This is a genomic window from Pseudofulvimonas gallinarii (genome assembly GCF_004343305.1).
GTDB classification, from domain to species: domain Bacteria; phylum Pseudomonadota; class Gammaproteobacteria; order Xanthomonadales; family UBA2363; genus Pseudofulvimonas; species Pseudofulvimonas gallinarii.
Map to the genome: position 1 here is coordinate 1 of NZ_SMAF01000005.1, position 25967 is coordinate 25967.

At 68.6% G+C, this 25967-nt stretch carries 24 protein-coding genes and 1 pseudogene; 10 read left to right on the forward strand and 15 right to left on the reverse strand.

Annotation, left to right across the window (positions count from 1 at the left end; genetic code table 11):
• The 5 genes and pseudogenes from EDC25_RS14895 to EDC25_RS04710 form a co-directional block, all read right to left on the reverse strand.
• A pseudogene (locus EDC25_RS14895) lies at positions 1–117 on the reverse strand (IS630 family transposase); the annotation flags it as partial.
• A 102-nt stretch (positions 118–219) separates the two neighbouring features.
• Positions 220–1710 carry a choice-of-anchor Q domain-containing protein gene (locus EDC25_RS04695; RefSeq protein WP_132577272.1) on the reverse strand — a complete coding sequence of 497 codons (1491 nt, stop codon included), beginning with the start codon at positions 1708–1710 and terminating at the stop codon, positions 220–222.
• 408 nt (positions 1711–2118) lie between these two features.
• Complete coding sequence (locus EDC25_RS04700) at positions 2119–2829, reverse strand: pseudouridine synthase (RefSeq protein WP_123521646.1); 711 nt, start codon at positions 2827–2829, stop codon at positions 2119–2121.
• A gap of 180 nt (positions 2830–3009) precedes the next feature.
• The gene (gene dbpA, locus EDC25_RS04705; protein ID WP_123521645.1) at positions 3010–4386 is read right to left on the reverse strand and encodes an ATP-dependent RNA helicase DbpA; all 1377 of its coding nucleotides are present in this window, start codon (positions 4384–4386) and stop codon (positions 3010–3012) included.
• Between the two features lie 114 nt (positions 4387–4500).
• The gene (locus EDC25_RS04710) at positions 4501–7233 is read right to left on the reverse strand and encodes a serine/threonine-protein kinase (protein WP_123521644.1); all 2733 of its coding nucleotides are present in this window, start codon (positions 7231–7233) and stop codon (positions 4501–4503) included.
• A 132-nt stretch (positions 7234–7365) separates the two neighbouring features.
• Here EDC25_RS04710 and EDC25_RS04715 point away from each other — a divergent pair, with 132 nt between their 5' ends.
• Together EDC25_RS04715 and moaB are read left to right on the forward strand one after the other, a co-directional pair.
• Positions 7366–7806 carry a group III truncated hemoglobin gene (locus EDC25_RS04715; RefSeq protein WP_205984924.1) on the forward strand — a complete coding sequence of 147 codons (441 nt, stop codon included), beginning with the start codon at positions 7366–7368 and terminating at the stop codon, positions 7804–7806.
• Between the two features lie 22 nt (positions 7807–7828).
• The gene (gene moaB / locus EDC25_RS04720; RefSeq protein ID WP_123521643.1) at positions 7829–8350 is read left to right on the forward strand and encodes a molybdenum cofactor biosynthesis protein B; all 522 of its coding nucleotides are present in this window, start codon (positions 7829–7831) and stop codon (positions 8348–8350) included.
• A 349-nt stretch (positions 8351–8699) separates the two neighbouring features.
• Here the strand turns inward: moaB and EDC25_RS04725 are convergent, their stop codons facing one another.
• From EDC25_RS04725 to EDC25_RS04740, 4 genes are read right to left on the reverse strand one after another with little or no spacing between them, the layout of a single operon-like run.
• A complete protein-coding gene (locus EDC25_RS04725; RefSeq protein ID WP_123521642.1) occupies positions 8700–9365 on the reverse strand; it encodes an HAD family hydrolase in 666 nt (221 codons plus the stop codon).
• Between the two features lie 11 nt (positions 9366–9376).
• Positions 9377–9658: an acylphosphatase gene (locus tag EDC25_RS04730; RefSeq protein ID WP_123521641.1), complete on the reverse strand. Its 282-nt coding sequence runs from the start codon at positions 9656–9658 to the stop codon at positions 9377–9379.
• Positions 9655–10182 (reverse strand): TlpA family protein disulfide reductase, encoded by a 528-nt coding sequence (locus EDC25_RS04735; protein WP_123521640.1) that lies wholly within the window; start codon positions 10180–10182, stop codon positions 9655–9657. Before EDC25_RS04735 ends, EDC25_RS04730 begins: the two co-directional genes overlap by 4 nt.
• The gene (locus EDC25_RS04740; protein ID WP_164483990.1) at positions 10179–11438 is read right to left on the reverse strand and encodes a virulence factor BrkB family protein; all 1260 of its coding nucleotides are present in this window, start codon (positions 11436–11438) and stop codon (positions 10179–10181) included. The genes EDC25_RS04735 and EDC25_RS04740 overlap by 4 nt, the downstream gene beginning before the upstream one ends.
• Positions 11439–11515: 77 nt before the next feature.
• Between EDC25_RS04740 and wrbA the strand changes: the two genes are divergently transcribed.
• Genes wrbA through EDC25_RS04755 form a run of 3 tightly spaced genes read left to right on the forward strand, consistent with a single transcriptional unit; the run spans position 11516 to position 12980 of the window.
• Positions 11516–12115 (forward strand): NAD(P)H:quinone oxidoreductase, encoded by a 600-nt coding sequence (gene wrbA, locus EDC25_RS04745; RefSeq protein ID WP_123521638.1) that lies wholly within the window; start codon positions 11516–11518, stop codon positions 12113–12115.
• On the forward strand, positions 12109–12468 hold the full coding sequence (locus tag EDC25_RS04750; RefSeq protein ID WP_123521637.1) for a DUF2069 domain-containing protein: 360 nt from the start codon (positions 12109–12111) through the stop codon (positions 12466–12468). The genes wrbA and EDC25_RS04750 overlap by 7 nt, the downstream gene beginning before the upstream one ends.
• 26 nt (positions 12469–12494) lie before the next feature.
• Complete coding sequence (locus EDC25_RS04755; RefSeq protein WP_123521636.1) at positions 12495–12980, forward strand: asparaginase domain-containing protein; 486 nt, start codon at positions 12495–12497, stop codon at positions 12978–12980.
• 19 nt (positions 12981–12999) lie between these two features.
• Here EDC25_RS04755 and EDC25_RS04760 read toward each other — a convergent pair whose 3' ends face one another.
• On the reverse strand, positions 13000–14592 hold the full coding sequence (locus tag EDC25_RS04760; protein ID WP_123521635.1) for a right-handed parallel beta-helix repeat-containing protein: 1593 nt from the start codon (positions 14590–14592) through the stop codon (positions 13000–13002).
• A gap of 178 nt (positions 14593–14770) precedes the next feature.
• Here EDC25_RS04760 and EDC25_RS04765 point away from each other — a divergent pair, with 178 nt between their 5' ends.
• Positions 14771–16000 (forward strand): cation:proton antiporter, encoded by a 1230-nt coding sequence (locus tag EDC25_RS04765; RefSeq protein WP_123521634.1) that lies wholly within the window; start codon positions 14771–14773, stop codon positions 15998–16000.
• A gap of 4 nt (positions 16001–16004) precedes the next feature.
• On the opposite strand, the gene EDC25_RS04770 is transcribed toward EDC25_RS04765, so the two are convergent.
• On the reverse strand, positions 16005–16760 hold the full coding sequence (locus tag EDC25_RS04770) for an RNA methyltransferase (RefSeq protein ID WP_123521633.1): 756 nt from the start codon (positions 16758–16760) through the stop codon (positions 16005–16007).
• 108 nt (positions 16761–16868) lie between these two features.
• Here EDC25_RS04770 and EDC25_RS04775 point away from each other — a divergent pair, with 108 nt between their 5' ends.
• Together EDC25_RS04775 and EDC25_RS04780 are read left to right on the forward strand one after the other, a co-directional pair.
• On the forward strand, positions 16869–17672 hold the full coding sequence (locus EDC25_RS04775) for an inositol monophosphatase family protein (RefSeq protein WP_123521632.1): 804 nt from the start codon (positions 16869–16871) through the stop codon (positions 17670–17672).
• A 14-nt stretch (positions 17673–17686) separates the two neighbouring features.
• Entirely contained in the window at positions 17687–18391 is a 705-nt protein-coding gene (locus tag EDC25_RS04780; RefSeq protein WP_123521631.1) for a 2OG-Fe(II) oxygenase, read from the forward strand.
• A gap of 56 nt (positions 18392–18447) precedes the next feature.
• On the opposite strand, the gene zipA is transcribed toward EDC25_RS04780, so the two are convergent.
• The 4 genes from zipA to EDC25_RS04800 all read right to left on the reverse strand — a co-directional run bounded on the left by zipA (position 18448) and on the right by EDC25_RS04800 (position 24290).
• A complete protein-coding gene (zipA, locus tag EDC25_RS04785; RefSeq protein WP_123521630.1) occupies positions 18448–19245 on the reverse strand; it encodes a cell division protein ZipA in 798 nt (265 codons plus the stop codon).
• Positions 19246–19327: 82 nt separating this feature from the next.
• On the reverse strand, positions 19328–22828 hold the full coding sequence (gene smc, locus EDC25_RS04790) for a chromosome segregation protein SMC (protein WP_123521629.1): 3501 nt from the start codon (positions 22826–22828) through the stop codon (positions 19328–19330).
• A gap of 228 nt (positions 22829–23056) precedes the next feature.
• Positions 23057–23899, reverse strand: coding sequence for a peptidylprolyl isomerase (locus EDC25_RS04795; protein ID WP_123521628.1), 843 nt, complete (start codon positions 23897–23899; stop codon positions 23057–23059).
• Positions 23900–23990: 91 nt separating this feature from the next.
• Entirely contained in the window at positions 23991–24290 is a 300-nt protein-coding gene (locus EDC25_RS04800) for a YciI family protein (RefSeq protein WP_123521627.1), read from the reverse strand.
• A 127-nt stretch (positions 24291–24417) separates the two neighbouring features.
• Between EDC25_RS04800 and EDC25_RS04805 the strand changes: the two genes are divergently transcribed.
• A complete protein-coding gene (locus EDC25_RS04805) occupies positions 24418–24843 on the forward strand; it encodes a ketosteroid isomerase-related protein (RefSeq protein ID WP_123521626.1) in 426 nt (141 codons plus the stop codon).
• Positions 24844–24990: 147 nt separating this feature from the next.
• Positions 24991–25950 carry an acetyl-CoA carboxylase carboxyltransferase subunit alpha gene (locus EDC25_RS04810; protein WP_123521625.1) on the forward strand — a complete coding sequence of 320 codons (960 nt, stop codon included), beginning with the start codon at positions 24991–24993 and terminating at the stop codon, positions 25948–25950.
• The last annotated feature ends 17 nt before the right edge of the window (positions 25951–25967 follow it).

The window sequence follows — 25967 nt, forward strand, 5'->3', positions numbered from 1 at the left end:
CGGCGACTCGCCTTCGCGCATGCGATCCAGTGCCATGAGACGCATCTCTTCCAGCGCCGCTCGCGATACCTTGCGTCCGTCTCTCTTCATGTCGGATTGGACAGCACTGGCGGACATTGGTTCCCTAATTTACTGACTTATGAGTAACTACGGTGTTGGCGGGACTCCCCTGCCGCGACGACGCACGGCTGGCTGCCATGTGGGGATGGGCAGGGACTATCACAGCCGCCAGAGGGCCTCCTCGAAATCGTGGCGGAAGAGCGGTGGTTCGCCTTGCGATTCCCACGCGCCGGCATCGCACCTCGGCGCGGCCCCGTCACCGCCGGGCTGCGGGCGCGTCACGCCGCGAGCGTCCGTTTGCAGGCAGGCGGTCGCGTCGGCGACGTTCGGCGCCGCCGGGTTTCCGCCATCCACGGCAAAGCTGCCTGCGAACAGCGATACCGTTTCCACGGGCCCGCCATTGTCCTTCAGCGCCTCGATGCGCAGGTCGGCGAAGGTGGCGTTGGCGTCCAAGCCACAACCGGATGCAAGCATGATGTTGAATCCGCTCGCATTCAGTGGTGCTTGAGGTAACACGTAGCCGCATGCGCTGTCCCCACTTGCCCCGCTGGGGGCGATCACGCTGTTGTACACCGTCATACCGGCGTCACCGGCATACGAGCCCCGACCGTGATAGATCGCGGTGGGCATGGCGTACCCGGCCGTCGTGGTGCCCAATACCGTCAGGTGCCGGGCGATGACCCGCCGAGTGCCCAACTCCAGATTGCTTCCGATGCCGACCTCGTTGCCTACAAAATTAACATTATGGATCCGGGTCTCGGTGTAACCGGTGGCGTTGTCCACGTATACGGTCGAGCGGCGGGCATGGTTTCCAAAGAAGAGGCTGTCAGTGATCTCGGCCTGCGTACCCGTGGCGTGAATGACCGAACCCACGCCGGCCCCGGGCTGGTCGTCTTTCGCCTGGCTCCAGTTGCCCAGAAAGCGGCTACGCGTGATGGTGAGGTCGACATCGCTCAGACTCAGCACACCGCCCCGTCCCAGGCTGGAGCCTTCAGCACCATTGTCGAGAAAAGTCGAACCGCTGATGAACAAGCGGGTTCTCATGTCGACACCACGCTGCAGGAGCACGCCACCCATGCCCTGAGCCACGTTTGCCTCGAAATGGCTGTTGACGATTTCAACGTGGCGCCGGTCGGCCCGGATGGCGCCTCCAGTGGCGTTCTGGCTGGACGAGCGGGCGACGCAATTCCGCAGGGTCACGCCGCGGATGTCGAGCTTGCCAACCACCCCAGCCGGAGGCACCGCTGCGACCACGCAGGCCGCTTCGGAGAAATCCGTGGCCGCGTTACGCAGTTCCAGCCAGGAAATCGACAACTCGCGGTTGCTGCTGCCGTTGTACGCGGTGATCAGCTGATGTGCGTTGTTGCCATCGATAACCACCGGCTGTGACGACTTCAAGCCTGTGATCAGCACGACGGGCTTGGCGATCGACGGCAGCGACGACTGCAGGACGATGGCCTGGTTCGGCTGCGTGAGGTCGAACCAGATCTGGTGGTTGTCTCCAGCGGCGGCATTCATGTCGACCAACGCCTGGCGTAGTGACCCGGGGCCGGAATCATTGTGGTTGACCACCCAGAACTGGGCGGCCATCGAGGATTGGGCCAGCAGCCCGAATGCAAGGCAGGAAAGCGTTCTGGCAGCGGCGCGCATTATGTCTCCATTCGTCGAAATTCCCGCCGGTCGGCACTGCCATCCCGGCCTCTGCCCAGCTGTAACGCAAACCGGGGCCTCGACCGGCCAGCAGGGGCGCTGGCGGAACGCCTGATGAGATTGCGGCCAGCGGGCAAGTCGCCGCCAGCGCCCGTCTCCGGCGCCGCTCGATGCCGGAGAGAAAGCAACAGGGTTACGGGCGCAGGCGCGGAAATGCAGTCAGGGCCGCCGTTGCCGCCGCCTGTGGGTCGGATTCTGAACTCGAACCCCGTATCGCCGGATGCTTGAGAGGGAACCGCCTCGCACGCTCCATGGCCACCCGCAGGCGATCATGGACCCAACTCCCCACTCTGCCGCCAGACGCTCCACTACCGCGCAGGGACCCGCGTTTATGGACCGCGGCAACCCTCACCACTCCGTCCGCTGCGGCAGCAGCGCGCGCAGTTCGGCATCAGTGAGGTTGCGCCACTGGCCGGGCTTGAGGTGGCCGAGCCTGAGGTCGTTGATGCGCACGCGGCGCAGCTGGGTGACGCGATAGCCGAAGGCGGCGGACATCAGGCGGATCTGCCGGTTCAGTCCCTGGGTGAGGACGATGCGGAATCCGTACTTGGCGATGCGGCTGGTGCGGCAGGGTCGCGTCAGCTGGCCGTGGATGCGCACGCCGCGCGACATGCCGGTAAGGAATTCCGGCGTCACCGGCTTGTTGACGGCAACAAGGTACTCCTTTTCGTGGCCGTTCTCGACGCGCAGCAGCTCGTTGACGATGTCGCCGTTGCTGGTGAGCAGGATCAGCCCTTCCGAATCCTTGTCGAGGCGGCCGATGGGAAAGATGCGCTGCTCGTGGCCGACGAAGTCGATGATGTTGCCGGCGACGCCGCTCTCGGTGGTGCAGGTGATGCCGACCGGCTTGTTGAGCATGATGTAGACGTGCCTGCGGCCGCCTTTGCTGCCAAGCACCGGCAAAGGCCGGCCGTCGAGCAGCACCTCGTCGCCATCGGTCACTTCGCGCCCGTTGCTGCCGGGTTCCCCGTTGACTGTAACGCGGCGTGCGGCGATCAGCCGGTCGGCTTCGCGACGCGAGCAGAAGCCGGTGCCGGCGATGTACTTGTTGAGGCGCATGGATCAGGTTCCGGTGGAAGGTCGCTACGCGCCCACCGCGGCGGCGTGGCAGGTCGCCGCTGGCGTGGCCATGCGTGCCTGGTCGGCGTCAGCGCATGGACGCGAGGTGGTGTGGCCGAATGGTGGCATGAAGCGGCGGCGGCGCGGAACTGCGGCCACCCCGCGGACGCGCCGCCGGGGTCAAAGCAGCCGCACCCGGAACGATCGGCCCTTGATCTTCCCGGCCTGCAGGCTGGCCAGCGCCGCCCTGGCGAGCTTGTGTCGCACGGCGACATAGCTGCGCGTCGGGAAGACATCGATCTTGCCGAGGTCGCTGGCCTGCAGGCCGCCAGCGCCGGTGAGCGCGCCGACGATATCGCCCGGGCGCAGCTTGTCGGTGCGGCCGGCGTCGATGCGCAGCGTCGCCATGGCGGCGGGCGGCACGCGGCTGCGATCACCCCCACTGAAGGATGGCGGCCGCGACCAGCGTGGGGTCATGCCCAGCTGTTCGGCGATCTGGCTTGCGCGGTGCATCTGCGCCGGCGCCACCAGATTCAGCGCCATGCCGGTCTGTCCCGCCCGCGCGGTGCGGCCGATGCGGTGCCGGTACGTGTCGGCATCGTGCGGCAGTTCGTAGTTCACCACGCAGGCCAGCTCGCGGATGTCAAGGCCGCGCGCGGCGACGTCGCTGGCGACCAGAACGGTGAGGCTGCGGTTGGCGAAGCGCAGCAGCACTTCGTCGCGGTCACGCTGCTCCAGGTCGCCGTGCAGTGCGCCGACGGCGAAGCCGCAGCGCGCCAGCCAGTCGGCCACATCGGCGACATCGCGGCGCGTGTTGCAGAACACCACGGTCGATTCCGGCGAATGCAGCACCAGCAGCCCGGCGAGTGCAGCCGGTTTCGCGGCGGTGTCGACTTCATGGAAATGCTCGGCGATCTGCGGCGCGCCGAGTTCGTCACCGATGGCGATTTCTTCCGGTGCACGCAGGCTGCGCTTCGCCAGCTCGCGGATTTCGTCCGGCCAGGTCGCGGAGAACAGCAGGCTCTGCCGGCGCGCAGGCAGGCGCTTGACGATGGCGGCGATGGATTCATCGAAGCCCATGTCGAGCATGCGGTCGCCTTCGTCGAGCACCAGCGTGCGCAGGCCCGATACATCGAGCGCGCCGCGCTGCATCAGTTCAAGGATGCGCCCGGGCGTGCCGACGACGATATGCGGCGGATGCTGCAGGGAGGCCAGGTGCGGCGACAGCGACACGCCGCCGGCAAAGACACTGACCTTGACGTTGGCAATGCCGGCAGCGAGGCGGCGGATGGCCTTGCCGACCTGGTCGGCCAGTTCGCGCGTGGGCGCCAGCACCAGCGCCTGGCAGCGGATCTGTGCTGGGTCGAGATGACTGAGGATGCCGATGCCGAAGGCGGCGGTCTTGCCGCTGCCGGTCGGTGCCTGCGCGATGACATCGCGGCCGGCGAGGATCGGCGGCAGCGAGGTGGCCTGAATGGGGGTCGGCCGGTTGAAGCCGAGGTCGTCGAGGACACGGCGCAGCGGCTCGATCAGGTCGAGTTCGGAAAACGTTTGCATCCGCCATGATCGCAGGTGCTGCCGCCACAGGCCAATCCGCGCCTGAACCAGAGACGTGCCGTGATGGCGATGCGGGGTCCGGTCCGCAGCGCCGGCCGCCCGGCGGAGCGCGGATCAGCGCGGTGAAAGCGCCGGCAACAGCTCGCGCGCCAGGGCCGAAACGCCTGGCGCCAGCGGCGCCTCCGTGAGGCCGGCAAGCAGCGTCTCGGCTTCGCCGTCCCTGCCGTGCTGTTGCGCGCAGACGGCCGCCAGGATTCGCGCTTCCTGTGCCTGGTGAGCGGGCAGGTCCGCCAGCGCGACAGTCCTCGGCAGCGGATCGCAGTCGGGCGGGAGCTGCTGCAGGCGGTACTGCAGTCGTGCCTGGACCAGCAGCGGCGTGGCGGCTTCGGCGCCCGGGTAGTAGCTGGGCTCGGCGTCGACAAAAGGACGCACCCGGCCGATCAGGTCCAGCGCTTCCGGCCAGCGTCCCTGGTCCTCGTGGATCTGCGCCTTGACCATCAGCGCCTGCACGGCGGGCCGGCTGGTGCCCTGCCCCTTGCCTTCGAAAATCGTGAACGCTTCTTCCAGCGCAGCGAGCGCGTCGTCGGGCTTGCCGGCCTTGCGCAGGATGACGCCCTGGTTGACCAGCGCCGCGGCTAGGCGTTCATGGTCGGGCGCGAGGTTGCGCCGACGGATGGCCACCACCTGCTCCATCATCGCCACGGCCTCCTCGACGCGGCCGAGGCGGCTCAGCGACTGCGCGACATTGTTCATCGCCACGCTGGTGCGCGTGTCGTCCTCGCCGTACAGGCGCGTGACCTGCGCAAGGTATTCGCGCTCGATGGGCTCGGCTTCCTCGCTGAGGCCGGCGCGTCCCAGCGCGAGGCCGTGCGCATTGAGCAGCAGCGACGAGGTAAGCAGCGGCAGTTCTGGCGAAGCCTGCACCGCTTCGTACGCGACGCGCGTCAGCGGCACGACTTCAGCGGCGCGTCCCAGCCTCGCCATGGCCGCGGCCAGCGCAGGCAGCATTTCCGCCATCTGCGCCGACGCCGGCCCATGCTGCGAACGCACTTCATCGAACAGCGGCAGCAGCACCTGCGCGGCGTCCTCGTGCCGGCCGAGGTGGTTGAGGCTGGTGCCGACCTTCAGGCGCGCCGTGGTCAGCAGTTCCGGATCGGTGATGCCGGCCGCTTCGAGGATCCGCAGCTGGGCCCGCGCATGGTCGAGCGCCCGTTCGTACTTGCCGGCATACAGGCTGCTGTCGCCCAGGCGACGATGCACCGTGACCTGCAAGGCCGGATCGCCGGCCGCTTCGGCATCGCGCAGCGCGCGCTTCAGCAGTTCGGTCGCGCGCGGATGTTCGCCCAGGCCCTGGTAGGCGTGACCCATCGTCGCCAGCAGGCGACCGCGCACGTCCGGCTGCATGCCCGGCTGCGCGTCGATGCGTTCGACGGCGCGATCGAGCAGGTCGCGCACGCCGGGCTCGCTGCCGTCCGTCACTTCGGGATTGGCCTGTTCGAAGACGCCGGAGAGGAACGACGACACGGCCTGCGCGTTGGCCGCTTCCAGCCGTGCCATGTCACGCTGCCGGCGTGTCTGTCCGGCCTGCCATAACGACAGCAGCAGCCCGCCGACCAGGAGCAGGACGACGGTCGCGCCGAGTGCGCTGGCCAATGCGTTGCGGCGCAGGAAACGTCCCGCGCGGTAACGCAGCCGGCCGCGCCGCGCCGACACCGGCCGATGCGAAAGATAGGCGCGCACGTCTCCCGCCAGCGCCGCCACCGACAGGTAACGCTGCACCGGATCCTTCCGCAGCGCCTTGAGTACGATGGCATCGAGGTCGCCGCGAAGGCGGCCGCTGAGCAGCGCCGGGCTGCTGCGTCGGCGCCGCGCCAGCAGCCGTCCCTGCCGACTGGTGTCGCCTGCGGCGCGCGACGGCAGTGTCGGCTCGCCGGTCAGGACCGCCTGGCTGTAGGCGGCCGGCGTCGGCGTATCGACCGGATACGGATGGGCGCCGGTCAGCAGTTCGAAGAGGATCACGCCCAGTGCGTGCACATCGATGCTGGTGGTCACCGGATCGCCGCGCAGCTGCTCCGGCGCCGCGTATTCAGGGGTGAAGATGCGCGTTTCCGAGCGGTCCTCGACGCCGTCCTGCAGCAGCTTGGCGATGCCGAAATCGAGCAGCTTCACCTGCCCGGTGGTATCGACCATGATGTTCGACGGCTTCAGGTCGCGATGCACGATCAGTTTCCGGTGCGCATGTTCCACCGCTTCACAGACGGTGAGGAACAGTTCCAGGCGCGCACGGATGTCCAGGCGCGCGTGGTCGCAGTAGGCGATCAGGTCGAGGCCATTGACGTATTCCAGGACAAGGTAGGGCTTGCCGTCCTCGCTGACGCCCCCATCGAGCAGGCGCGCGATGTTGGGATGTTCCAGCTGTGCGAGGATCTGCCGCTCGGCGCGGAAGCGCCTGCCCAGCGATTCGACATCCCAGCCGGACCGCACGAGTTTGACGGCCGCGCGCTGCAGGTACTGGCCATCGGCACGCTGCGCGAGATAGACCGCGCCCATGCCGCCACGACCGATCTCGCGGTCCAGGCGCCATGCACCCAGGCGCAGTCCGGCCCACTGGTCGCCCTGTGATTCCGCCGGCGCGGCTTCCAGCGCTTCGCGCAGCATCGCAGTCGGCACGTCGATGGCGAGCGTGTCCGGTGCCTCGGCCTCGGCGGCGATCAGCCCCTCGACCTGGTCGCGCAGCCCGGCATCGCCGGCGCAGGCCTCGTCCAGGAACGGGCCGCGCGCATCCGGATCCAGGTCGAGCGCACGCTCGAACAGGTCACGGACTTGCCGCCAGCGCTCGCTGTCCACGCATCACCCTCCTTGTTGCGGCGAGCATAGCCGTTCGACGACCGGCGCCCAAGCCATCCCGTGCAGCCGGCGGCGATCCGCCGCTGATCCAGGTCAACGCGGCCGGATGGCGGCGGCGCGATACTGTCCGCCGTGAAGAATCCGACCCGCACGGCCAACGCAGTTCCCGTACCGGCGCCTGCCTGTGCGGCCGCCAGCGGCGCGATCAGCGAAGACGACATCGTCGCCCTGGTACACCGTTTCTACGCGAATGTACGCGAGGACGCCGTGCTCGGCCCGATCTTCACCCGCCATGTCGACGACTGGGACGCCCACCTTGCGTTGCTGGTGGATTTCTGGTCGGCGCTGCTGCGCGGTACGCGCCGGTTTCGCGGCGCGCCCGTGACCCGCCACAACGCCCTGCCAGGCCTGGACGCGGCGCTGTTCGAACGCTGGCTGGCGCTCTTCGATGCAACCACGACGTCGCTCGGTCATCCGCTGCTGAAGGCGGAGGCTGACGCGCAGGCGCGCCTGATCGCGACACGGCTGTGGCAGCGCTACCGTGAAAACGCGGAATCCGGGCGCGACGGGTGACAGGCGCAGGCATAATCGCAGCATGAGCAATGCCACGCCCGCCTTCTCGCCACTCACCATCGCCGTCCTCACCGTCTCCGACTCGCGGACGCTGGAGACCGACACCAGCGGCGATTACCTCGTCGAAGCGCTGGCCGGCGCGGGCCATAGACTGGCCGCGCGCGAACTGCTGCCCGACGACCGTTACCGTCTGCGCGCCGTGGTATCGGCGTGGATCGCCGATCCGGCCGTCGATGCGGTGCTCATCACGGGTGGCACCGGCTTCACGGGCCGCGATTCGACACCGGAAGCGATCGCACCGCTGCTGGACCGCGAGATGCCCGGGTTCGGCGAAGTGTTCCGCATGCTGTCCTGGGACGAGATCGGCACTTCGTCGCTGCAGTCCCGTGCACTGGCCGGCATCGCCAATGCCACCTTCGTGTTCTGCCTGCCCGGCTCGACCTCGGCCTGCCGCACCGGCTGGGAGAAGATCATCGCCGCGCAGCTGGACAGCCGGACGCGGCCCTGCAACCTCGCCGGCCTGCGGCCGCGGCTGCGGGAGTGATGCGGCAATCGTGGGCCGACGCATGCGACACGCTGGCAACATTCCCCGGCATGGACGCCGGCCGCGGGTGGCAGGACGTTTGTTCTTGCTCCGGCCGACCGTCGGAAGCTGATCCGCGACTTCCCATCCGCGACTTCCCATCCGCGACTTCCGATCCGGGACTTCCGATCCGGGACTTCCGATCCGGGACTTCCGATCCGGGACTTCTCCGGGACTTGATCGGCGGCTTCCAATTCGCGATGCCGGATCCGCGACGGCGGATCCGATTCGATCAGCGCTGCGTGACGCGATGCGTGCGCAGTCGTGCGCATCGCGCCACTCCTCGGGCCGGCGCGGGGGATGCGGACGGTTATTCCGCGTCGAATCCCAGTTCGTACAGCGAGCTGTCCAGCGCCGCGGCATCGCGATAGACGCGATAGGCGCCGGCGCGCAGCAGTTCGTCCTCGCCGTAGCCACCGCTGAGCACGCCGATGCCGAGCATGCCGGCGCGGCGCGCGGCCAGCAGGTCCCAGACCGCATCGCCGACGACATAACAGCGCGCCGGCTCGCAACCGAGGCGCTCGGCACAGCGCAGGAACAATGCCGGATCGGGTTTCGCGCGCGCGACATCGCCACGCTGCACGACCACCATGTCCCCGGGCACGCCCAGCGCTTCCAGCGAGGCGTCGATCTCCGGTCGCCTGCCCGACGTGGCGATGCCGTGCACGATGCCGCGTTCGCGCATTCCGCGCAGCAGTTCGATCGCGCCCGGCAGCGGCCGCCGCTCCGGCAGGATCTCCCGGAAGATCTCGCCATGCCGTGCCTGGATGTGGCCAACCTCGGCGACAGTGAGATCGCGTCCCAGTTCGCGACCTGCGGCCCGCGTGAACAGTCCGCCGCTCATGCCGATGCGGCGGTGGATCCGCCATCCGTCCAGCGCCAGCCCCGCTTCGGCAAAGGCCTTCTGCCACGCGAAGACGTGCGCGTAAACCGTATCGATCAGGGTGCCGTCGAGGTCGAAGATCAAAGCGTCCATGGAGACGTTCCTCAGCGCCGGACCGTGAAGGGATCGGGAAACTCGTGCCCGCCGGCAGCCTCGCGCAGCACGGCTTCGACGCGCGCCAGCGGCGGACCGGTGTGCAGCCAGCGTTCCAGCGCATCGACATGGTCCAACGCACCGCGCGCCAGCACCTCGACCCGGCCGTCAGGCAGGTTGCGCGCATAGCCGTGCAGCGACAGCGCCTGCGCCCGTTCCACCGTCGAGGCGCGATAGAACACGCCCTGCACGCGACCGGACACCAGGAAGCGCACGGCGATGACGTCGCTCATGGCCGGTCCGCCCCGCCGCCGTCGCCAGCGACCGCGGCATCGATGACGCGTTCCAGCTCGGCGCGCGTGACCGGCCCGAGGAAGGCCTTGGCGACGACACCGTCCGGTGCGACGACATAGGTCAGCGGCAGGCCGCGCGGGACTGGAAAACCGGCGGGCGGCTCGAATACGTCGACGGGCGCCACCGGGTACTCGATCGGATGCTCGGCCAGGAAGGCGTCGAGGTCACCGCGTTCGATTTCCTCGAAGTCAAGGCCCAGGACTTCGACGTCATCGCGGCGCGACAGTGCGTTGAGGTCGGGAATTTCCTTGATGCAGGGCGTGCACCAGGTCGCCCACCAGTTGAGCACGACCCACTTGCCACGCAGCGCAGCCAGGTCGAAACCCTTGCCATCCAGCGTGGCGATCCCGAGCGTCGGCGAAGTGCCGACCAGCGACTGCGCACCGGATTGCGCCTGCGCCGCAGGCGGCAGGGCAATGGCGGCGGCCAGCAGGACGGCGGACAGGACGGGGTGGAATTTCATCGTGGTTCCTTGGTGCGCTGCCCGCGCACGTAATCGGCGACGCTGCGATTGAGCACGAGCAACAGGCTGTCGGTCCCTGCGCCCAACGTGAGGTCGGCGGCATCGGGGACGACGTTGCCACGGCGCGTCAGCGGAATGCGGTAGGCGCCCGCTTCATAGATGTCCGAAAGCATTACCTGCTCCAGGTCGCGCGTCACGCGCCAGAGTCCGAGGCTGGTGCGTTCGACGACGCGCAGGCCGGCCAGGTCGCTGAGGATCCGCAGCAGCTGCTCGTCACTGAGGCCGCCGACACGGTCGTGCATGGCTTCCAGCGTCATGCCGCGGCCTTCTCCGTGCGCTTCGGACAGTGCCTCCAGCAGGCGCAGCACGGCTGCGAATTCATGGCCTGTCGGCAGCTTGCGTTCTTCCGGGTGGTAGCGGAACGAACTGAGCACCGCCGCCAGCGACGCACCGAGCAGCACGATGTTCCAGGACAGGTACACCCAGAACAGGAAGATCGGCACCACGGCGAACGCGCCGTAGATGCGCTGGTAGGAGGGGAAACTGGTCAGGTAGAAGGCGAAACCACGCTTGCCCAGTTCGAACAGGATGGTCGCGACCAGCGCACCCATCGCCGCGTGGCGCCAGCGCACTTCGGTGTTCGGCACCACCGCGTAGCTGAGCGTCAGCGCCAGCCAGGTCACCAGTCCCGGCAGCAGCACGAGCAGGCGGTCGGCGAAGCGCAGCTCGCGGTCCAGTTCGGCGAACATGGGCAGCGCGAAGAAGTAGGTGGACATCGCAAGGCCGGCCACGACCAGCATCGGCCCGAGCGACAGCACCGTCCAGTACATGACGAACCGCGACACCGGCCTCCGCGGCCGGGTGACGCGGAAGATGCGATTGAAGGCGTCTTCGATGGAATACATCATCAGCAGGGCGCTGACGATCAGGAAGATGATGCCGACGCCGGTCAGGCTGGAGGCGTTCGCGGCGAAACTGGTGATGTAGCCCTCGATGGTGTCGCCGGTCGCCGGCACAAAATTCGTGAAGACGTAGCTGCGCAGGCGCTGGGACCATTCCTCGAAAACCGGGAACGCCGACAGGATGCCGAACACCGAAACCGTCAGCGGCACCAGCGCGAAGACGGTCGTATAGGACAGCGCACCGGCGTACTGGAAGCAGTTGTCCGCCCAGAAGCGGTGCCAGAGGTAGCCGAAGAAGGCCTTCCAGCGTTCCCGCTCGAAGCGGTCCCAGCGCGCGCGCAGGCGATCAGGCACGCGCCCGGCTCCGCTGGCGCCCGGTGCGGCGGCTGTGATCGCCCGACGGGCGTATGGACTCAGGCACAATAGGCGGCATGGGCGATATCCTGATCCTCTACTTTAGCCGCAGCGGCCACACCGCGACCATGGCCCGCCGGATCGCGCGCGGCGTCGATGAAGTCGAAGGCATGCGCGCGCGCCTGCGCACGGTGCCGCCCGTCGCACCGGTGACCCAGGTCGCGGCGCCGCCTGAACCGGACGAAGGCGCTCCCTACGTCCAGGCGGTCGACCTGGAGGAATGCGCCGGCCTGATCCTGGGCAGCCCGACGCGCTTCGGCAACATGGCCAGCGCGCTCAAGCATTTCCTCGACGGCACCGGCGGCCAGTGGCTGGCCGGCACGCTGGTCGGCAAGCCGGCGGCGGTGTTCACCAGCACCGGCACACTTCATGGCGGCCAGGAATCAACACTGCTGAGCATGATGCTGCCGCTGATGCACCATGGCGCGCTGATCGTCGGCCTGCCCTTCCATGGCACCGCGCTGAATACCACCCGCACCGGCGGCACGCCCTACGGCGCCAGCCACTGGGCCGGCGTGCGCGGGGAGCACACGCTGAGCGACGACGAGGACGCCCTGTGCCGGCAGCTCGGCCAGCGCGTCGCCCTCACCGCGAAGAAGCTGGCGCCGCCATGTTGAACTTGATCCGCGTCGGCCTGCTGGCGCTGCTGATGTTGCAGGCCTGGTGGCACGGTTTCATGCCGCCACCGCGTTCGGCCATGGGCTGGACGGCACTGGCGATCACCGTTGTGCCGCTCGCCGCCGCACTGCCCGGTGCATGGAAGGCCCGACCGATGCCGCTGTTCTGGGCCAATATCATGGCGCTGCTGTTCTTCTGCCATGGTGTCAGCGAAGCCTGGATCACGCCGGAGATGCGCCTGCCCGCCCTGGCCGAAATGCTGCTGAGCGTCGTGGTCATTGCCGCCTACGGCGCCTTCGGCCTGAAGTCGCGACGCCTGGCGCGCGCGCAGGCACCTTCCACTTCCTCCTGATCCATTCGCTTCCGGAACCGATCGCCATGGAGCAACTCTGCATCGTCACCACGGGTGGCACCATCGACAAGATCTACTTCGACGACAAGTCGGACTTCCAGATCGGCGATCCGCAGATCGGCCAGATCCTGCGCGATCTCGGTGTCGCCTTCCGCTTCGACGTGATCCCGCTGCTGCGCAAGGACAGCCTGCACGTCACCGACGAGGACCGCGACCTGGTCCGCCGCACCATCGAGGCACAACCGCACTCGCATGTACTGGTCACCCACGGCACCGACACCATGGTCGAGACCGCGCAGGTGCTGGACGGCATTCCCGGCAAGACCATCGTGCTGACCGGCGCGCTCAATCCGGCGCTGTTCCGCGGCTCCGATGCGGTGTTCAACATCGGCTGCGCGGTCGGCGCCGTGCAGTCGCTGCCGCCGGGCGTGTACATCGCCATGAACGGTCGCATCTGGCACCCGCGCGACGTGCGCAAGAACCGCGACGCCAACCGCTTCGAAGCCGTCTGACCACGTGGCGCCGCGGCTGCTACTGGAAGCCGTTCGCGAAGATCAGGTCGCCGCCGGGCGTGCGGCTGGCCTGTGCGGTGTTGCCCCAGGCACCGAGGTTGACGCGACCGCCGTTCGGCTGGCTCTCCTGCGCGTAGTCTGACGCCGGATCACCGGCGTCGATGGCCGGACTGGTGACGGCATCGACGACCCAGCCCGACGGCGTGTAGCGGCCGCCCGCCGAACGCAGGTGGTAATCGCCTGCGGCGGCATTGGCGAACAGCGGATCGGCGCTGAAGTTGCCGGTACCCGCCTGCGTGGTGATCGAGTACGACACCGTGACCGTGCCGCCGGACAGCGTCGCGAAATCGCGCGAGTTGCCGCGGAAGATCGCGTTGCGCACGGTGATCGCCGAGCCGCCTTCGACCACCACCGCCGCGCCATCAGGCTCGGTACCGGGACAGTGGTGGTCGGCGATGGTGACGTTTTCAATCTGCACCATCGAAGGCCCGCCCGGGCCGCCATCGACATAGATCGCCGCCGCCGAACGTGCACCCTGCGGACAACGGTTGCGGCTGAGGATGTCGTTGCGCATCGTGCCTGTCGCACCTTCGTCCCAGTACACACCCGAGCCGGCTGTCGGCGTGTAATTGTCGGTGATGGTGTTGCCCTGGAGGTCGGCACCGGCGGCGGCGACAATGATGCCGCCACCCCAGCCATAGCCTGCGGTCGCGCCGATGACGTTGCCGCGCACGACGTTGTCACGCACCTGGGTGTCGGCGGTGGAGATGTAGATACCGCCACCATGGTCGTGGTGGCCGGTGTTGCCTTCCACCAGGTTGCGTTCGATCAGCGCATGACGTCCGACCACGTTGATCGCGGCGCCCTTGCCGGCTTCATTGTCGTGGATCCAGTTGTCCTGAATGTGCACCTTGCCGGTGAAACCGCCCCAGCTCGGCGTCGCCGCGTGGATGCCGCCACCGCGCGTATCGGCGCTGGCGTGGTTGTAAGTGCGGTTGCCATGGATGCGGTTGTGCGAGATCACCGTGGTGCCGGCACCCTGCTGCTCGACGTGCACGCCACCGCCGGCACCGCCCCCGGTCTGCCAGTCCGTACCCAGTCCGCGGCCGTTGGTGAGCACGAAGCCGTCCAGCGTCGTGGTCTGGCTGCTGTTGACGTGAAGTTGCACGCACGGCGCGACCATGCCGCCATTGATGATGGTGGCGTTCGCATCCGAGTCACGACCGGTGAAGCCGCTGTCGAATCCGCCGAGCAGCGTAAGGTGCTTGCCGACCGGATTACCGTAGCTGCCCAGCGCGACGTTTTCGGCGTAGATGCCGGCGGCGACCTGCACGATATCGCCGGCCTTGGCGGCGCTGGTCGCGGCTGAAATCGTCGCCAGCGGTGATGCGGCCGTTCCATTGCCGCCCGGCGGTGCGCCGGCACGCACGCACCACACGGCGAGGCCGGCCTGCGCGCCGGTACACGCATGTATCTGCCCGTTGTCACCGCGGAGACCCTGCAGCGCCGACAGCGCCGGGCTGGCGACCGCACCCGCCTCCGCCAGCAACGTGAGCGCACAGCCCGCGAGCACCTGCCGCAGCGCACGACAGCGATTCGTCCGTCCATTCATGCCAGTTTCCCCCTGTCAACGGACAACCACACGGTACAGCAAGACCTGTCCGCCGGGTTCAACGGCAAAGCCGCTGCCGAAGGGCCAGCCGCCGTTGCCGGCGGCCGCCCGCGAACCGGGCGGCGGCGAGACGTGGTGCGCGCTTTCCAGCTAGGCTGCGCGCACCGACGGAGGCCCCATGCACACGATCACGACCACGGAGCTTTTCCTGATCGCGATGGCGATCATCTTCACCGTGCCCTACCTGATCTGGCGGCTGGCCCGCACGGACTACTGGGCGCCGCTGGTGGTGGTGCAGATCGTCGCCGGTATCCTGCTCGGCCCCGGCGTGCTCGGCGCGGCTTTTCCGGACTATTACACTTTCATATTCCGGCCCGAAGTGATCACCGCCCTCAACGGCCTGGCCTGGTGGGCGGTGATGCTGTTCGTCTGCATCGCCGGCATCGAGCTGGACCTGGTCAAGACCTGGCGCAACCGGCGCGAAACCGGCATCACCGCCGGCCTCGCCCTGTTCGTGCCGCTGCTGGCGGGCTCGCTGCTGGCGTTGCTGTTGATGCGCTGGCCCGGATGGGTCGGCAGCGCTGCGCAGCCCTGGCAGTTCGTCGTCGGCATCGGCATGTCCTGCGCGGTGACGGCGCTGCCGATCCTGATCCTGTTGATGGAGAAACTGCAGATCCTGCGACAGCCTCTGGGCCAGCGCATGCTGCGCTACGCCAGCCTGGACGACATCGCGATCTGGGCGGTGCTCGCCTTCATCCTGATGGACTGGGAACGCATCGGCCGCCAGGGCGCGTTCCTCGCCGTATTCGCGGTCGCCTGCATCGGCTTCCGGCGCGTGATGCGGGCGATTCCCGAACGCGACCGCTGGTACGTGCTGCCGATCTGGCTGTGCATCTGCGCCTTCGGGGCCGACTGGGCCGGGCTGCACTTCATGGTCGGCGCCTTCCTGGCCGGCGTGGTGATCGACGGCCACTGGTTCCGCCAGGACCACATGGACCAGTTGCGCAACCATGTGCTGCTGGTGCTGATGCCGGTGTTCTTCCTGAGCACCGGCCTGCGCACGACCTGGGAAACCGGCGGTGCCGCGGTGTTCCTGGTCGCCGGCCTGCTGCTGCTGGTCTCGGTGGCCGGCAAGCTGGCCGGCGTGCACCTCGCCGCCCGCATCCTGCACTGGCCACGCGGTGACGCCACGCTGGTCGGCTGGCTGCTGCAGACCAAGGCGCTGATCCTGATCATTTTCGTCAACGTGCTGCTCGACAAGTCGATCATCACCTCGGCGACTTTCACGGCGATGCTGCTGATGGCCGTGGCCAGCACCATGATCACCATTCCGCGCGTGGCGCCGCTGCTGGCGCGCCAGCGCGACCGGGTGGTCGGGACCGGAACGCCGGAAAATGCCGTGTCCTGAGCGTTCAGCCGCGGCCGGCCAGCCTGGCCATGCGTTCGGTGTCGGCGAGGACGCCGTGCAGGATCGCCACTTCGCGCTCGCTCATCTGCGCGCGCAGGAACAGGCGGCGCAGGCGGCGCGTGATGGTCGTACCATCCTTTCCCTTGTGGAAATCGATGGCGTGCAGCGCTTCGTCCAGATGGCGGAAGAAGCCTTCCATCTCGGCGCTGGTGGCGGGCCGCTCGCGCGGGCCGGCTTCGGGATCGGGATCGACGACCTCTCCCGAGTCCAGCGCGGCGATGCGAAGCTCGTAGGACAGCACCTGCACCGCCTGCGATAGGTTCAGCGACGAGTACGCCGGATTGGCCGGAATGCGCACGCAGGCATGGCAGCGCTGCAGTTCCTCGTTGCTCAGGCCGGTGCGCTCGGTGCCGAACAGCAGGCCGACCTCGACGCCGCCGCGCGCGGCGTCGAGCAGCGCCGCGGCCGCTTCCCGCGGCGACAGTTCCGGCAGCGCCACGCCCCGCCGCCGGGCGCTGGCGCCGACCAGCAGCTGGCAATCGGCGATGGCCGGGTCAAGGGCCCCGTGCAGCACGGCCCGGTCCAGCACGTCCGTCGCGCCGGCGGCCAGGGCAGTGGCTTCGTCGTGCGGGAACAGGCGCGGCGCGACCAGGTGCAGGCGGTCCAGGCCCATGGTCTTCATGGCCCGGGCCGAGGAGCCGATGTTGCCCGGCTGCGTGGTCTCGATGAGGACGACACGGACGCGGTCGAGCAGGCTCATAGGGGCGTTCCTTCAGGACAGCGGCCGCCCGCCTCGGGTACACTTCGCGACCGCAGGCCGATGCCCGGCATCCGCCGTCCTGTCCCTACGATCTTTTCCAGTTCCGTCATGATCAAACCCGCACTCACGGTGGCGGTAAAGGCCGCCCGCGCCGCCGGCAACGTCATCCTCCGTCGCATGGCGCGCCTTGACGCGATCCCTGTCGCCGAAAAGGACCGATTCGATTTCGCCAGCGAAGTGGATCGCCAGGCCGAGGCGGAAATCATAAAGGAACTGACGCGCGCCTATCCGCGCCACGCCATCCTCGCCGAAGAAAGCGGCGCCCGCGGCAAGGGCGACACCGTCTGGGTCATCGACCCGCTGGACGGCACGCACAACTACCTGCGCGGCTTCCCGCACTTCTGCATCTCGATCGCGCAGATGGTGCGCGGCCAGGCCGAGCTGGGGGTGATCTTCGATCCGATCCGCAACGAGCTGTTCACCGCCAGCGCCGGCGGTGGCGCGTTCCTCAACGACCGCCGCATGCGCGTCAGCGACCGCAAGTCGCTGGAAGGTGCGCTGATCACCACCGGCCTGCCGTTCCGCCAGCGCAAGCACCTGGATGCGCAGCTGGCCATGTTGCGCGAGCTGCTGGACACGCAGCAGGCCGAGGACGTGCGACGCACCGGATCGGCGGCGCTGGACCTGGCCTATGTCGCCGCCGGCCGCACCGATGCGTTCTTCGAGATCGGGCTGAAGCCATGGGACATGGCAGCCGGCCAGCTGATGGTGCGCGAGGCCGGTGGCCGCTGCACCGATTTCACCGGCGGCGACCGCTACATGAACAACGGGCACATCGTGGCCGGCAACCTGCGCGTCCTTGAAGCGATGGTGGCGGCCATCAAGCCGCACCTGACCCTCGAGCTTCGCTGAGCGGACCGCCGGCCATGACCGGGGCGGCGGACTTCATCGAGGTGTACCCCGACGCCCTCGATGCCGGCTTCTGCCGGCAGGTGATCGAACGCTTCGACGCCAGCGACGCCGTCCAGCCCGGCCGCGTCGGCGGCGGCGTATTCACCGAACTGAAGGACAGCCGCGACCTCTCCATCTCCGGCCTGCCCGGCTGGAACGACGTCGAGGCGGCGATCAATACCGCGGTGTTCTCGGCGTTGCTGCAATACCTGCGCAAATACCGCCATGCGCTGATCGCGCCATTGATGCTCGAGGTCATCGACCCGGCGACTGGCGAACCACGGCGCCTGGATGCCGGATTGTTCGACCGCCTCGACGACGACGCCCTCGGCCCGGTGGTCCAGCACGTCTTCCGGCCCGGTCCGGTGAACCTTCAGCGCTACAGCGCCGGACGCGGCGGCTACCCGTACTGGCACTGCGAACTGTATCCGCGCGGCACCGACGCCGAGACGCTGCACCGCCACCTGCTGTGGACGCTGTACCTCAACGACGGCTTCGGTGCCGGCGAGACCGAGTTCCTGTATCAGCAGCGGCTGGTCGAGCCGCGCACCGGCAGCGCATTGCTGGCGCCGACGGCGTTCACGCACACCCATCGCGGCAACACGCCGGCCCGCGGTGACAAGTACATCGCCACCGGCTGGATCCTGTTCCGCCGCGCCGAACAGCTGTTCGGCGGCTGAAAAGCAACGGCCGGATCGATGCCCGGCCGCCACTGTCCCCGTTGGATTCTTCCGGCCTACCAGGCGTCGCGGATGTGGTTGCGTTCCTGCTCGCGATCGTAGGTACGCATCTCGTTGCGCAGGTAGGCGACGGTCTGTTCGACCAGCGGATTGCGCGACTCGTCGAGCAGGTCGGCGTCGAGCAGGTCGGCGACGCGCTGCGCCACCGGCAGCATCGAGTTCCAGGCATCCAGCGCCGGAAGCGGGCCCGGCAGGGTCATGAACAGGGTCAGGCCCGGCGTTTCCAGCGCCGACAGGTCACTGAGGTCGAAACTGCCGGGCTTGGCGATGTTCGCCATGCTGAAGATCGGGCCTTCCTTCTCGCGGCCGTCGATCAGGCGGTGGTAGATCCCCATGTCGCCATAGACCAGGCCGACCTTCTCGGCGACGACAACCAGGTCGGTGCCGCGCAGGACCTGGTCCGGCCTGGCCAGCACGAACAGCGTGATGATGCGGTCGAACTGCTTGTTCGGCCGCGCGCCCGGCTGCGGCCCGTCATGACGCACCGGTGCCGGCGCCGCCTCGTCGTCGTCGAACAGCGATTCCTGTCCGGGCTCGCGCTCGTCCTCGGCCAGCAGCTGGCCCAGCTCGTCGAGCTGGGAGCGCAGGTCCGGATCGATGCCGACGCCCTCGACCTCGTCGTCCACGGCATCGCCGAAGCCGGGTTCGACGCGGCTCGATGCGAACCCGCGGCGGGTTTCGCGGGGACGATCCACAGGGACCGAGGACCGCGTGCTCCACCAGTACACGGCCGGCAGCACGACCGCGAATCCGACGGCCAGGATGATCAGGGTCAAGGTCAACTGGTTGCTCATGACGACATCCGCTGGGACGTGTGGATGATTGCAGGATTGTTGCGCTGCTGCACGCTTCCGGTCGGACGTGCGCCGGATACGTTCAGGCGACGCCAGCCAGTTCCGATGCTTCGGCGAGATCGACCGTGACCAGGCGCGACACGCCCGGCTCGCGCATGGTGACGCCGCACAGCTGGCGCGCCGCCTCCATCGTCACCTTGTTGTGGGTGACGCAGAGGAACTGCACGTTCTCGCTCATCTCGCGGACCATGTCGCAGAAGCGGCCGACATTGGCCTCGTCGAGCGGTGCGTCCACCTCGTCGAGCAGGCAGAACGGCGCCGGGTTGAGGCGGAAGATCGAGAACACCAGCGACGCCGCGGTCAACGCCTTTTCGCCGCCGGAAAGCAGCGAGATGTTCGACACGCGCTTGCCGGGTGGTCGCGCCATGATCGCCACGCCGGTGGTCAGCAGGTCGTCGCCGGTCAGTTCAAGGTAGGCGTGGCCGCCACCGAACAGGCGCGGAAACAGTTGCTGCATGCCGGCGTTGACGCGGTCGAAGGTGTCCTTGAAACGGCTGCGCGTCTCACGGTCGATCTTGCGGATCGCATTCTCGAGCGTCTCCAGCGCCGCCGTGAGGTCGGCGTTCTGGCTGTCGAGGTACTCCTTGCGCTTGCCCTGCTCCTCGAATTCCTGGATGGCCGCGAGGTTGACCGGTTCGAGGCGGCGGATCTTGCCGTCGAGGTCCTCCAGCGCCGCCGACCAGACTTTCGGATCGGCATCGTCGGGCAGCGTGTTGAGCAGTTCGTTGCGGTCGAAGCCGGCTTCGGCGACGTCCTGCGCCAGCGCCTCGGCGCGCAATTGCGCGGCCTGCACGCGCATGCGCGCCTGGGTGATGCCTTCGCGCAGTTCGGCGACCTGGCGTTCGAGGCGGTGGCGGCTCTGTTCGTAGCGGCGGAACTCCGCTTCGCCACTTTCCATCGCCTGCCGTGCCGCGGCCAGATCCTTGTCGACCAGCACGCGCTGGTCGAGCAGCAACTGCCGGCTGCGCTGCAGTTCGTCCTGCGGCGACTGCGTCTGTGCCAGCTGTTCGGCGATCTGCTGCGCGCGCGTCGTCAGTTGCTGCTGCTGCGATTGCATGCGCGCCAGCGCCTGGCGCAGCGAGCCCAGCGCGGAACGCCGCGCTTCCAGCTCGCGGTCGACGGCATGCAACTCGCCGCGGGCGCGATCGGCGGCGTGGCGGGCCTGCTCACGCGCGTCCAGCAGGCTGCGCCGCTCGCCTTCCAGCTGCGTGCGTTCGGACTCCAGGTCGCCCATGCGCGTGAGCGCTTCTTCCAGGCGCGCGCGCCCTTCGCTGACCTCGATCTGGCCCTGCTCCAGCTGCGCCTGAAGCGCCACCACTTCGTCGTCGATCTGCGTCAGGCGGCGTTCGGCGGTTTCCAGGCGGCCGCGCTGGCTGCTCAGGGAACCGGCCATCTCGCTCAGCGCGCGATGCGCCTGGTAGAGCGCACGCTGCGCGTCGTCGCGTTCGATTTCGGAGGCGCGCTTGCCGTCCTTCAGTTCGGCCAGCTGCTGTTCCAGTTCTTCGGCCTGCGCCGCCAGCGCGTCCAGCTCGGCACGCACGGCGGCGATCTCGTTCTCGCGCGCGAGCATGCCGGCCTGGCCGCCGTTGCCACGCACCGTGCGTACGAAATCGCGGCCCAACCAGACGCCGTCCGGCGTGATCGCCGATTCATCCTCGGGCAGCGAGGGCAGCAGCCGGCGTGCGGCATCGATGTCCTCGACGGCGCGCACCCGTGCCAGCAGTCGAAGCGCGGCCGCAGGTCCGACGACATGCGCGGCCAGGCTGCCTGCGGCGCCGCGCGCGCCTTCGCGGTCGGCGACGATGCTGAAGGCCTGGTCGGCCTCGCCGGCGATGGCCTGCACGAAGGCGTCCGGGTCATCCTGCAGAGCAGCGTCCAGCCAGCCTGCCAGCACGGTTTCAACAGCGCGCTCCCAGCCGGCATCGACCTTGAGCGCCGCACCGAGTCGGCGGCCACCACCCAGGCCCAGTCGCTGCAGCAGCGCCTTGCGCTCCGGCTGGTCGTCGCCCAGCGCCGCGTGCTGAAGGGCCTCCAGTGCCGAGAGGCGACCGCGCAGGCCCTGGTCGCGCTTGCGCAGTTCAGACAGTTGCGCCTGCGCCTGCTGTTCGGCGCGTTCGGCATCGGCGAAGGCCTGGCGACGCGTTTCCAGGTCCGCGGTCGCCTGTTCCAGGCGCTCGCGCAGCTCCGCTTCGCTGTTTTCCAGTTCCGCCAGCGCGGCATTCAGCGCGTCGGCGTCGTTGCGCGTGCGCTCGTCGGACAGCGCAGCCAGGCGTCGTCCGGCATCGAGCAGCTGCTTGTCGAGCAGGTCGATGCGCGCGCGCTCGACTTCGGCGGCGCGCGAGGCTTCGTGCGCCGAGCGCGCGTAACCATCCTGGCGCGACTGCCAGTCGGCCAGCGCCGCCTCGGCGTTGCGCAGGGCTTCGCCGGCCTGTTCGGCCTGTTCGCGGGCGCCTGACAGGCGCGGCTCGGCTTCCTCGATGGCGAGCACCAGGTCTTCGATCTGGCCCTCGTCGGCCTGGATGTGGCCTTCGATTTCCGACAGCGTCTGCGCCGTCTCGGCCTGCTGTCGCTGCAGGCGCTCGGCCAGGTCGCGCTGGTGGTTGAGTGTCTGCTCGATGCGGGCGATCTCGCCGGCGACGCGGTAGCTTTCGGCCTGCACGGCGTTGAAGCGCTCGGCGGCCTCGGCCTGCTGCTCGCGCAGCGTTTCCATCGCCGCTTCGACTTCCCGCTGCTCGGCGACCAGGCGTTCCAGTTCGGTTTCCTGCTCGCCCAGGCTGCCACCTTCGGTGCCGAGCTCGTTTTCATGCCGGCGCAGTTCCAGCAGTTTCAGTTCCGCTTCCTTGCGCGCGTGCTCGGCCTTGAGTTCCTGCCAGCGCTCGGCGGCGCGCGCCTGGCGGCGCAGGTGTTCGATCTGCTTGCCGATTTCCTCGCGCAGGTCGCTGAGGCGTTCGAGGTTCTCGCGCGTGTGGCGGATGCGGTTCTCGGTCTCGCGGCGGCGTTCCTTGTACTTGGAAATGCCGGCCGCCTCTTCAAGGTGCACGCGCAGCTGTTCCGGCGCCGCCTCGACGATCTCCGAGATCATGCCCTGCTCGATGATCGCGTAGCTGCGCGGGCCCAGGCCGGTGCCGAGGAACAGGTCGGTGATGTCGCGGCGGCGGCAGCGCGTTCCGTTGAGGAAATAGCTGGAGCTGCCGTCGCGGGAAACGCTGCGCTTGACGGAGATCTCGGCGAAATTGGCGTACTCGCCGACGATGCTGCCGTCGGAGTTGTCGAACACCAGTTCCACGGTCGCGGTACCGACCGGCTTGCGTGCGTTCGAACCGGAGAAGATCACGTCGGTGAGCGAATCGCCGCGCAGGCGGCTGGCCGCGCTTTCGCCCATGACCCAGCGGATGGCGTCGATGATGTTCGACTTGCCGCAACCGTTCGGACCGACGATGCCGGTCAGGTTGGTGGGCAGGTGCAGGGTTGTCGGATCGACAAAGGACTTGAACCCGGACAGTTTGATCGTGCTCAGACGCATGCGTTTGGGAACATCCTGGGACCGGGCCGCGCGCGGCGACCGCAGAGGCCATGCGATCGGGGTTCGTGGCCGGTTGCAAAGCGCCACGACGGGCGCGCGAGTATATCAGCGCCATCCGACGCTGCCGCCGCCAGGCGTGCGGGCGGACACACTTCCCCGACGCGCCCCGCGGCCGCAACCTGTTTCCGATCAGGAGCTTACGCCTGCTTCCGGAAGCAGGCGTGAGGATCAGGGAACGGAGATGTCGATCCGTGCCCGCGCCTTGAGCGCGTCCACTTCGGCGCGGGTGTCACGCGACACCAGCATGCGGCGGATGCCTTCGCGCACCTGCTCGAACGGCGGCGGCGAGAATGGACGCCGGTCCATCAGGTGGATGACATGCCAGCCGTAGGGCGTCTGCACCGGAACCGGCGTGGTCTGGCCCGGCTCCATCTCGCGCAGCGCGGCGGCGAATTCCTCCGGCACCTGGCCGAGCTTGATCCAGCCCAGGTCCACCGCCTGCCGGGCCTGGCTGCCGAACTGCGTGCGCACGTCCTCGAACGGCGTGCCGGTCAGCACCGCGCCGGCGGCCGACAGGGCCGGTCCTTCCTCGGCGAACAGCAGGTGCGCGACCTGGTATTCGCGATCCCCGTTGACCTGCATCTGCTGGTCGTATTCCGCCCGCAGATCGGCTTCGTCCGGCTCATGGCGCGCGCCGAGGCGACCCATGACCACATTGGCCCGGCCGGCCAGGGCGTTGAGTTCGACATCGGCCCGGGCGGCGGCGTCGGCGACGCTTTCATCGCGGCGGGCCGCGGCGACCAGCACCGCGTACTCGACCAGTTCGTCCAAGGCACGCGTGCGCTGCGCCGGATCGGCAAGGTCCAGGCCGCGTCCGCGCGCGAGCGCCTCGAGCAGCGGCTGGGTGATGGCCAGGCCATCGACGCGTGCCACGACCTTGTCGGCGTCGGCCAGCGGCAGCGGTGCCGTCACGGTACTTGCGTCGGCGCGAGGTCCGGCATCGCGATTGCACGCAGCCAGCGGAACGGTCAGGGGAAGGGCGAGCAGGATGAGACGGGCGATCTTGTTCACGGCGGCATCGACCAGATTCGGGGCGGACAGTTCCCGGACCGCGGCACCCGGCGCGCTGGCGCGACGGCTGACCCGGGACGGGACGCGGAACTCAGGGCAGGACCTGGCGGAACGGCCTGACCTCGACCGACGCGTACACGCCGGCCTTCACATAGGGATCGGCCTCGGCAAAGGCCTGTGCCGCGGCCAGGTCCTCGAACTCGGCGACGATGAGGCTGCCGGTGAATCCGGCCGGCCCCGGGTCCTCGGCGTCGACGGCTGGCAGCGGTCCCGCCAGCAGCAGGCGCCCGGCATCGCGCAGGGCCTGCAGGCGCGCCAGGTGTTCGCCGCGCGCCGCCAGGCGCTGCGGCAGGGTGTCGGGCGCGTCACAACCGAGGATCAGGTACCACATGGCCACTCCTGTGTCTTGCGCCGGATTGTAACCGCTGCGACCGCGCGCGCCTTCCGGGCCCCGGCGGACGCGATCCGCTGCGGCTAGACTTGCCGCCTCGCAATATCCGTACGAGGACCGGTCCGCCATGATCGACGCCGACGCCGCCCGCCAGCTGGTCGAGCGCTATTACAACGCCTTCAACGGGGGCGACTGGGAAGCCATGCTTGCCCTGCTCGATGAAGACGTCGTCCATGACCTCAACCAGGGCCCGCGCGAGACCGGCCGCCAGGCCTTCCGCGAATTCCTGGCGCGCATGCAGCGCAGCTACCGCGAACGCCTGGAGGACATCGTGGTCCTCGCCAGCGCCGACGGCAGCCGGGCCGCCGCGGAATACACGGTGCACGGCCGCTACCTGGCCACCGACGACGGGCTGCCCGAGGCCCAGGGTCAGGCCTACGTGCTGCCCGGCGGCGCGTTCTTCGACCTTCGCGACGGCCGCATCACCCGCGTCAGCAACTACTACAACCTGCAGGACTGGCTGCGCCAGGTCGGCGCAGCCGGCGCCGGCTGATCCGGCCGCTGGCCCTCGCACCTGCGGCGCAAGGCTTCCGTCGTGGCAAGGGAGCTGCCCTACCCGGGTGACGGCAGCGACACCGTCCTGCCGGCCGGCCAGGAAGCCGCTGCTATACTGCCAAGCTGTCCCACGCCCGACATCTCGATGAATCCGAACGTCCTCGATTTCGAGCAGCCCATCGCCGAACTGGAGGCGAAGATCGCCGATCTTCGCCAGACCAGCCATGGCAGCGCGATGAATATCGAGGACGAGGTCGCGAAGCTGCGCGCCAAGCTCACGGCGCGCACGGAGCAGATCTTCGCCAACCTGACGCCCTGGCAGGTCGCGCAGCTGGCGCGCCACCCGGGCCGTCCATACACCCTGGACTACATCGAGCGCATCTGCGACGAGTTCCAGGAACTGGCAGGCGACCGCGCCTATGCGGACGACCCGGCGATCGTCGGCGGCCTTGGGCGCATCGACGGCCGCAGCGTGATGGTCATCGGCCACCAGAAGGGCCGTGACACCAAGTCAAAGATCCGCCGCAACTTCGGCATGCCGCGTCCGGAGGGCTACCGCAAGGCGCTGCGCCTGATGGAGATGGCCGACCGCTTCGGCCTGCCCATCTTGACCCTGATCGACACCCCTGGCGCCTACCCCGGTGTCGGCGCCGAGGAACGCGGCCAGTCCGAAGCCATCGCGCGCAACCTGATGGTGATGGCGCAGCTGAAGGTGCCGGTGGTCTGCACCGTGATCGGCGAAGGCGGCTCCGGCGGCGCGCTGGCGATCGGCGTCGGCGACCGCACGCTGATGCTGCAGTACTCGACCTATTCGGTGATATCGCCGGAAGGGTGCGCCTCGATCCTCTGGAAGACCGCGGAGAAGGCCAAGGACGCCGCCGAGGCCCTCGGCATCACCTCGCAGCGCCTGCACGAACTGGGGCTGGTGGACCGCATCCTGCCGGAGCCACTGGGCGGCGCCCATCGCGATCCCGAAGCGATGGCGCAGACATTGAAGGGCGCGCTGCTGGACGAACTCGAGCAGCTCGACCGCCTGACCGTGCAGGAGCGGGGTGAACGCCGCTACGCGCGCCTGCGCGGCTACGGCGCCTACCACGGCGGCTGACCGCTTGCCGCGGGCGG

Excerpts from the sequence above, each read along its gene's own strand:
- EDC25_RS04770 (WP_123521633.1), bottom strand. The coding sequence starts at position 16,760 with ATGAGCCTGCTCGACCGCGTCCGTGTCGTCCTCATCGAGACCACGCAG.
- EDC25_RS04755 (WP_123521636.1), top strand. The coding sequence starts at position 12,495 with ATGGAGCAACTCTGCATCGTCACCACGGGTGGCACCATCGACAAGATC.
- EDC25_RS04780 (WP_123521631.1), top strand. The coding sequence starts at position 17,687 with ATGACCGGGGCGGCGGACTTCATCGAGGTGTACCCCGACGCCCTCGAT.
- EDC25_RS04725 (WP_123521642.1), bottom strand. The coding sequence starts at position 9,365 with ATGGACGCTTTGATCTTCGACCTCGACGGCACCCTGATCGATACGGTT.
- EDC25_RS04750 (WP_123521637.1), top strand. The coding sequence starts at position 12,109 with ATGTTGAACTTGATCCGCGTCGGCCTGCTGGCGCTGCTGATGTTGCAG.
- EDC25_RS04800 (WP_123521627.1), bottom strand. The coding sequence starts at position 24,290 with ATGTGGTACCTGATCCTCGGTTGTGACGCGCCCGACACCCTGCCGCAG.
- EDC25_RS04760 (WP_123521635.1), bottom strand. The coding sequence starts at position 14,592 with ATGAATGGACGGACGAATCGCTGTCGTGCGCTGCGGCAGGTGCTCGCG.
- dbpA (WP_123521645.1), bottom strand. The coding sequence starts at position 4,386 with ATGCAAACGTTTTCCGAACTCGACCTGATCGAGCCGCTGCGCCGTGTC.
- wrbA (WP_123521638.1), top strand. The coding sequence starts at position 11,516 with ATGGGCGATATCCTGATCCTCTACTTTAGCCGCAGCGGCCACACCGCG.
- moaB (WP_123521643.1), top strand. The coding sequence starts at position 7,829 with ATGAGCAATGCCACGCCCGCCTTCTCGCCACTCACCATCGCCGTCCTC.
- zipA (WP_123521630.1), bottom strand. The coding sequence starts at position 19,245 with ATGAGCAACCAGTTGACCTTGACCCTGATCATCCTGGCCGTCGGATTC.
- EDC25_RS04700 (WP_123521646.1), bottom strand. The coding sequence starts at position 2,829 with ATGCGCCTCAACAAGTACATCGCCGGCACCGGCTTCTGCTCGCGTCGC.
- EDC25_RS04695 (WP_132577272.1), bottom strand. The coding sequence starts at position 1,710 with ATGCGCGCCGCTGCCAGAACGCTTTCCTGCCTTGCATTCGGGCTGCTG.
- EDC25_RS04810 (WP_123521625.1), top strand. The coding sequence starts at position 24,991 with ATGAATCCGAACGTCCTCGATTTCGAGCAGCCCATCGCCGAACTGGAG.
- EDC25_RS04765 (WP_123521634.1), top strand. The coding sequence starts at position 14,771 with ATGCACACGATCACGACCACGGAGCTTTTCCTGATCGCGATGGCGATC.
- EDC25_RS04735 (WP_123521640.1), bottom strand. The coding sequence starts at position 10,182 with ATGAAATTCCACCCCGTCCTGTCCGCCGTCCTGCTGGCCGCCGCCATT.
- EDC25_RS04805 (WP_123521626.1), top strand. The coding sequence starts at position 24,418 with ATGATCGACGCCGACGCCGCCCGCCAGCTGGTCGAGCGCTATTACAAC.
- smc (WP_123521629.1), bottom strand. The coding sequence starts at position 22,828 with ATGCGTCTGAGCACGATCAAACTGTCCGGGTTCAAGTCCTTTGTCGAT.
- EDC25_RS04730 (WP_123521641.1), bottom strand. The coding sequence starts at position 9,658 with ATGAGCGACGTCATCGCCGTGCGCTTCCTGGTGTCCGGTCGCGTGCAG.
- EDC25_RS04775 (WP_123521632.1), top strand. The coding sequence starts at position 16,869 with ATGATCAAACCCGCACTCACGGTGGCGGTAAAGGCCGCCCGCGCCGCC.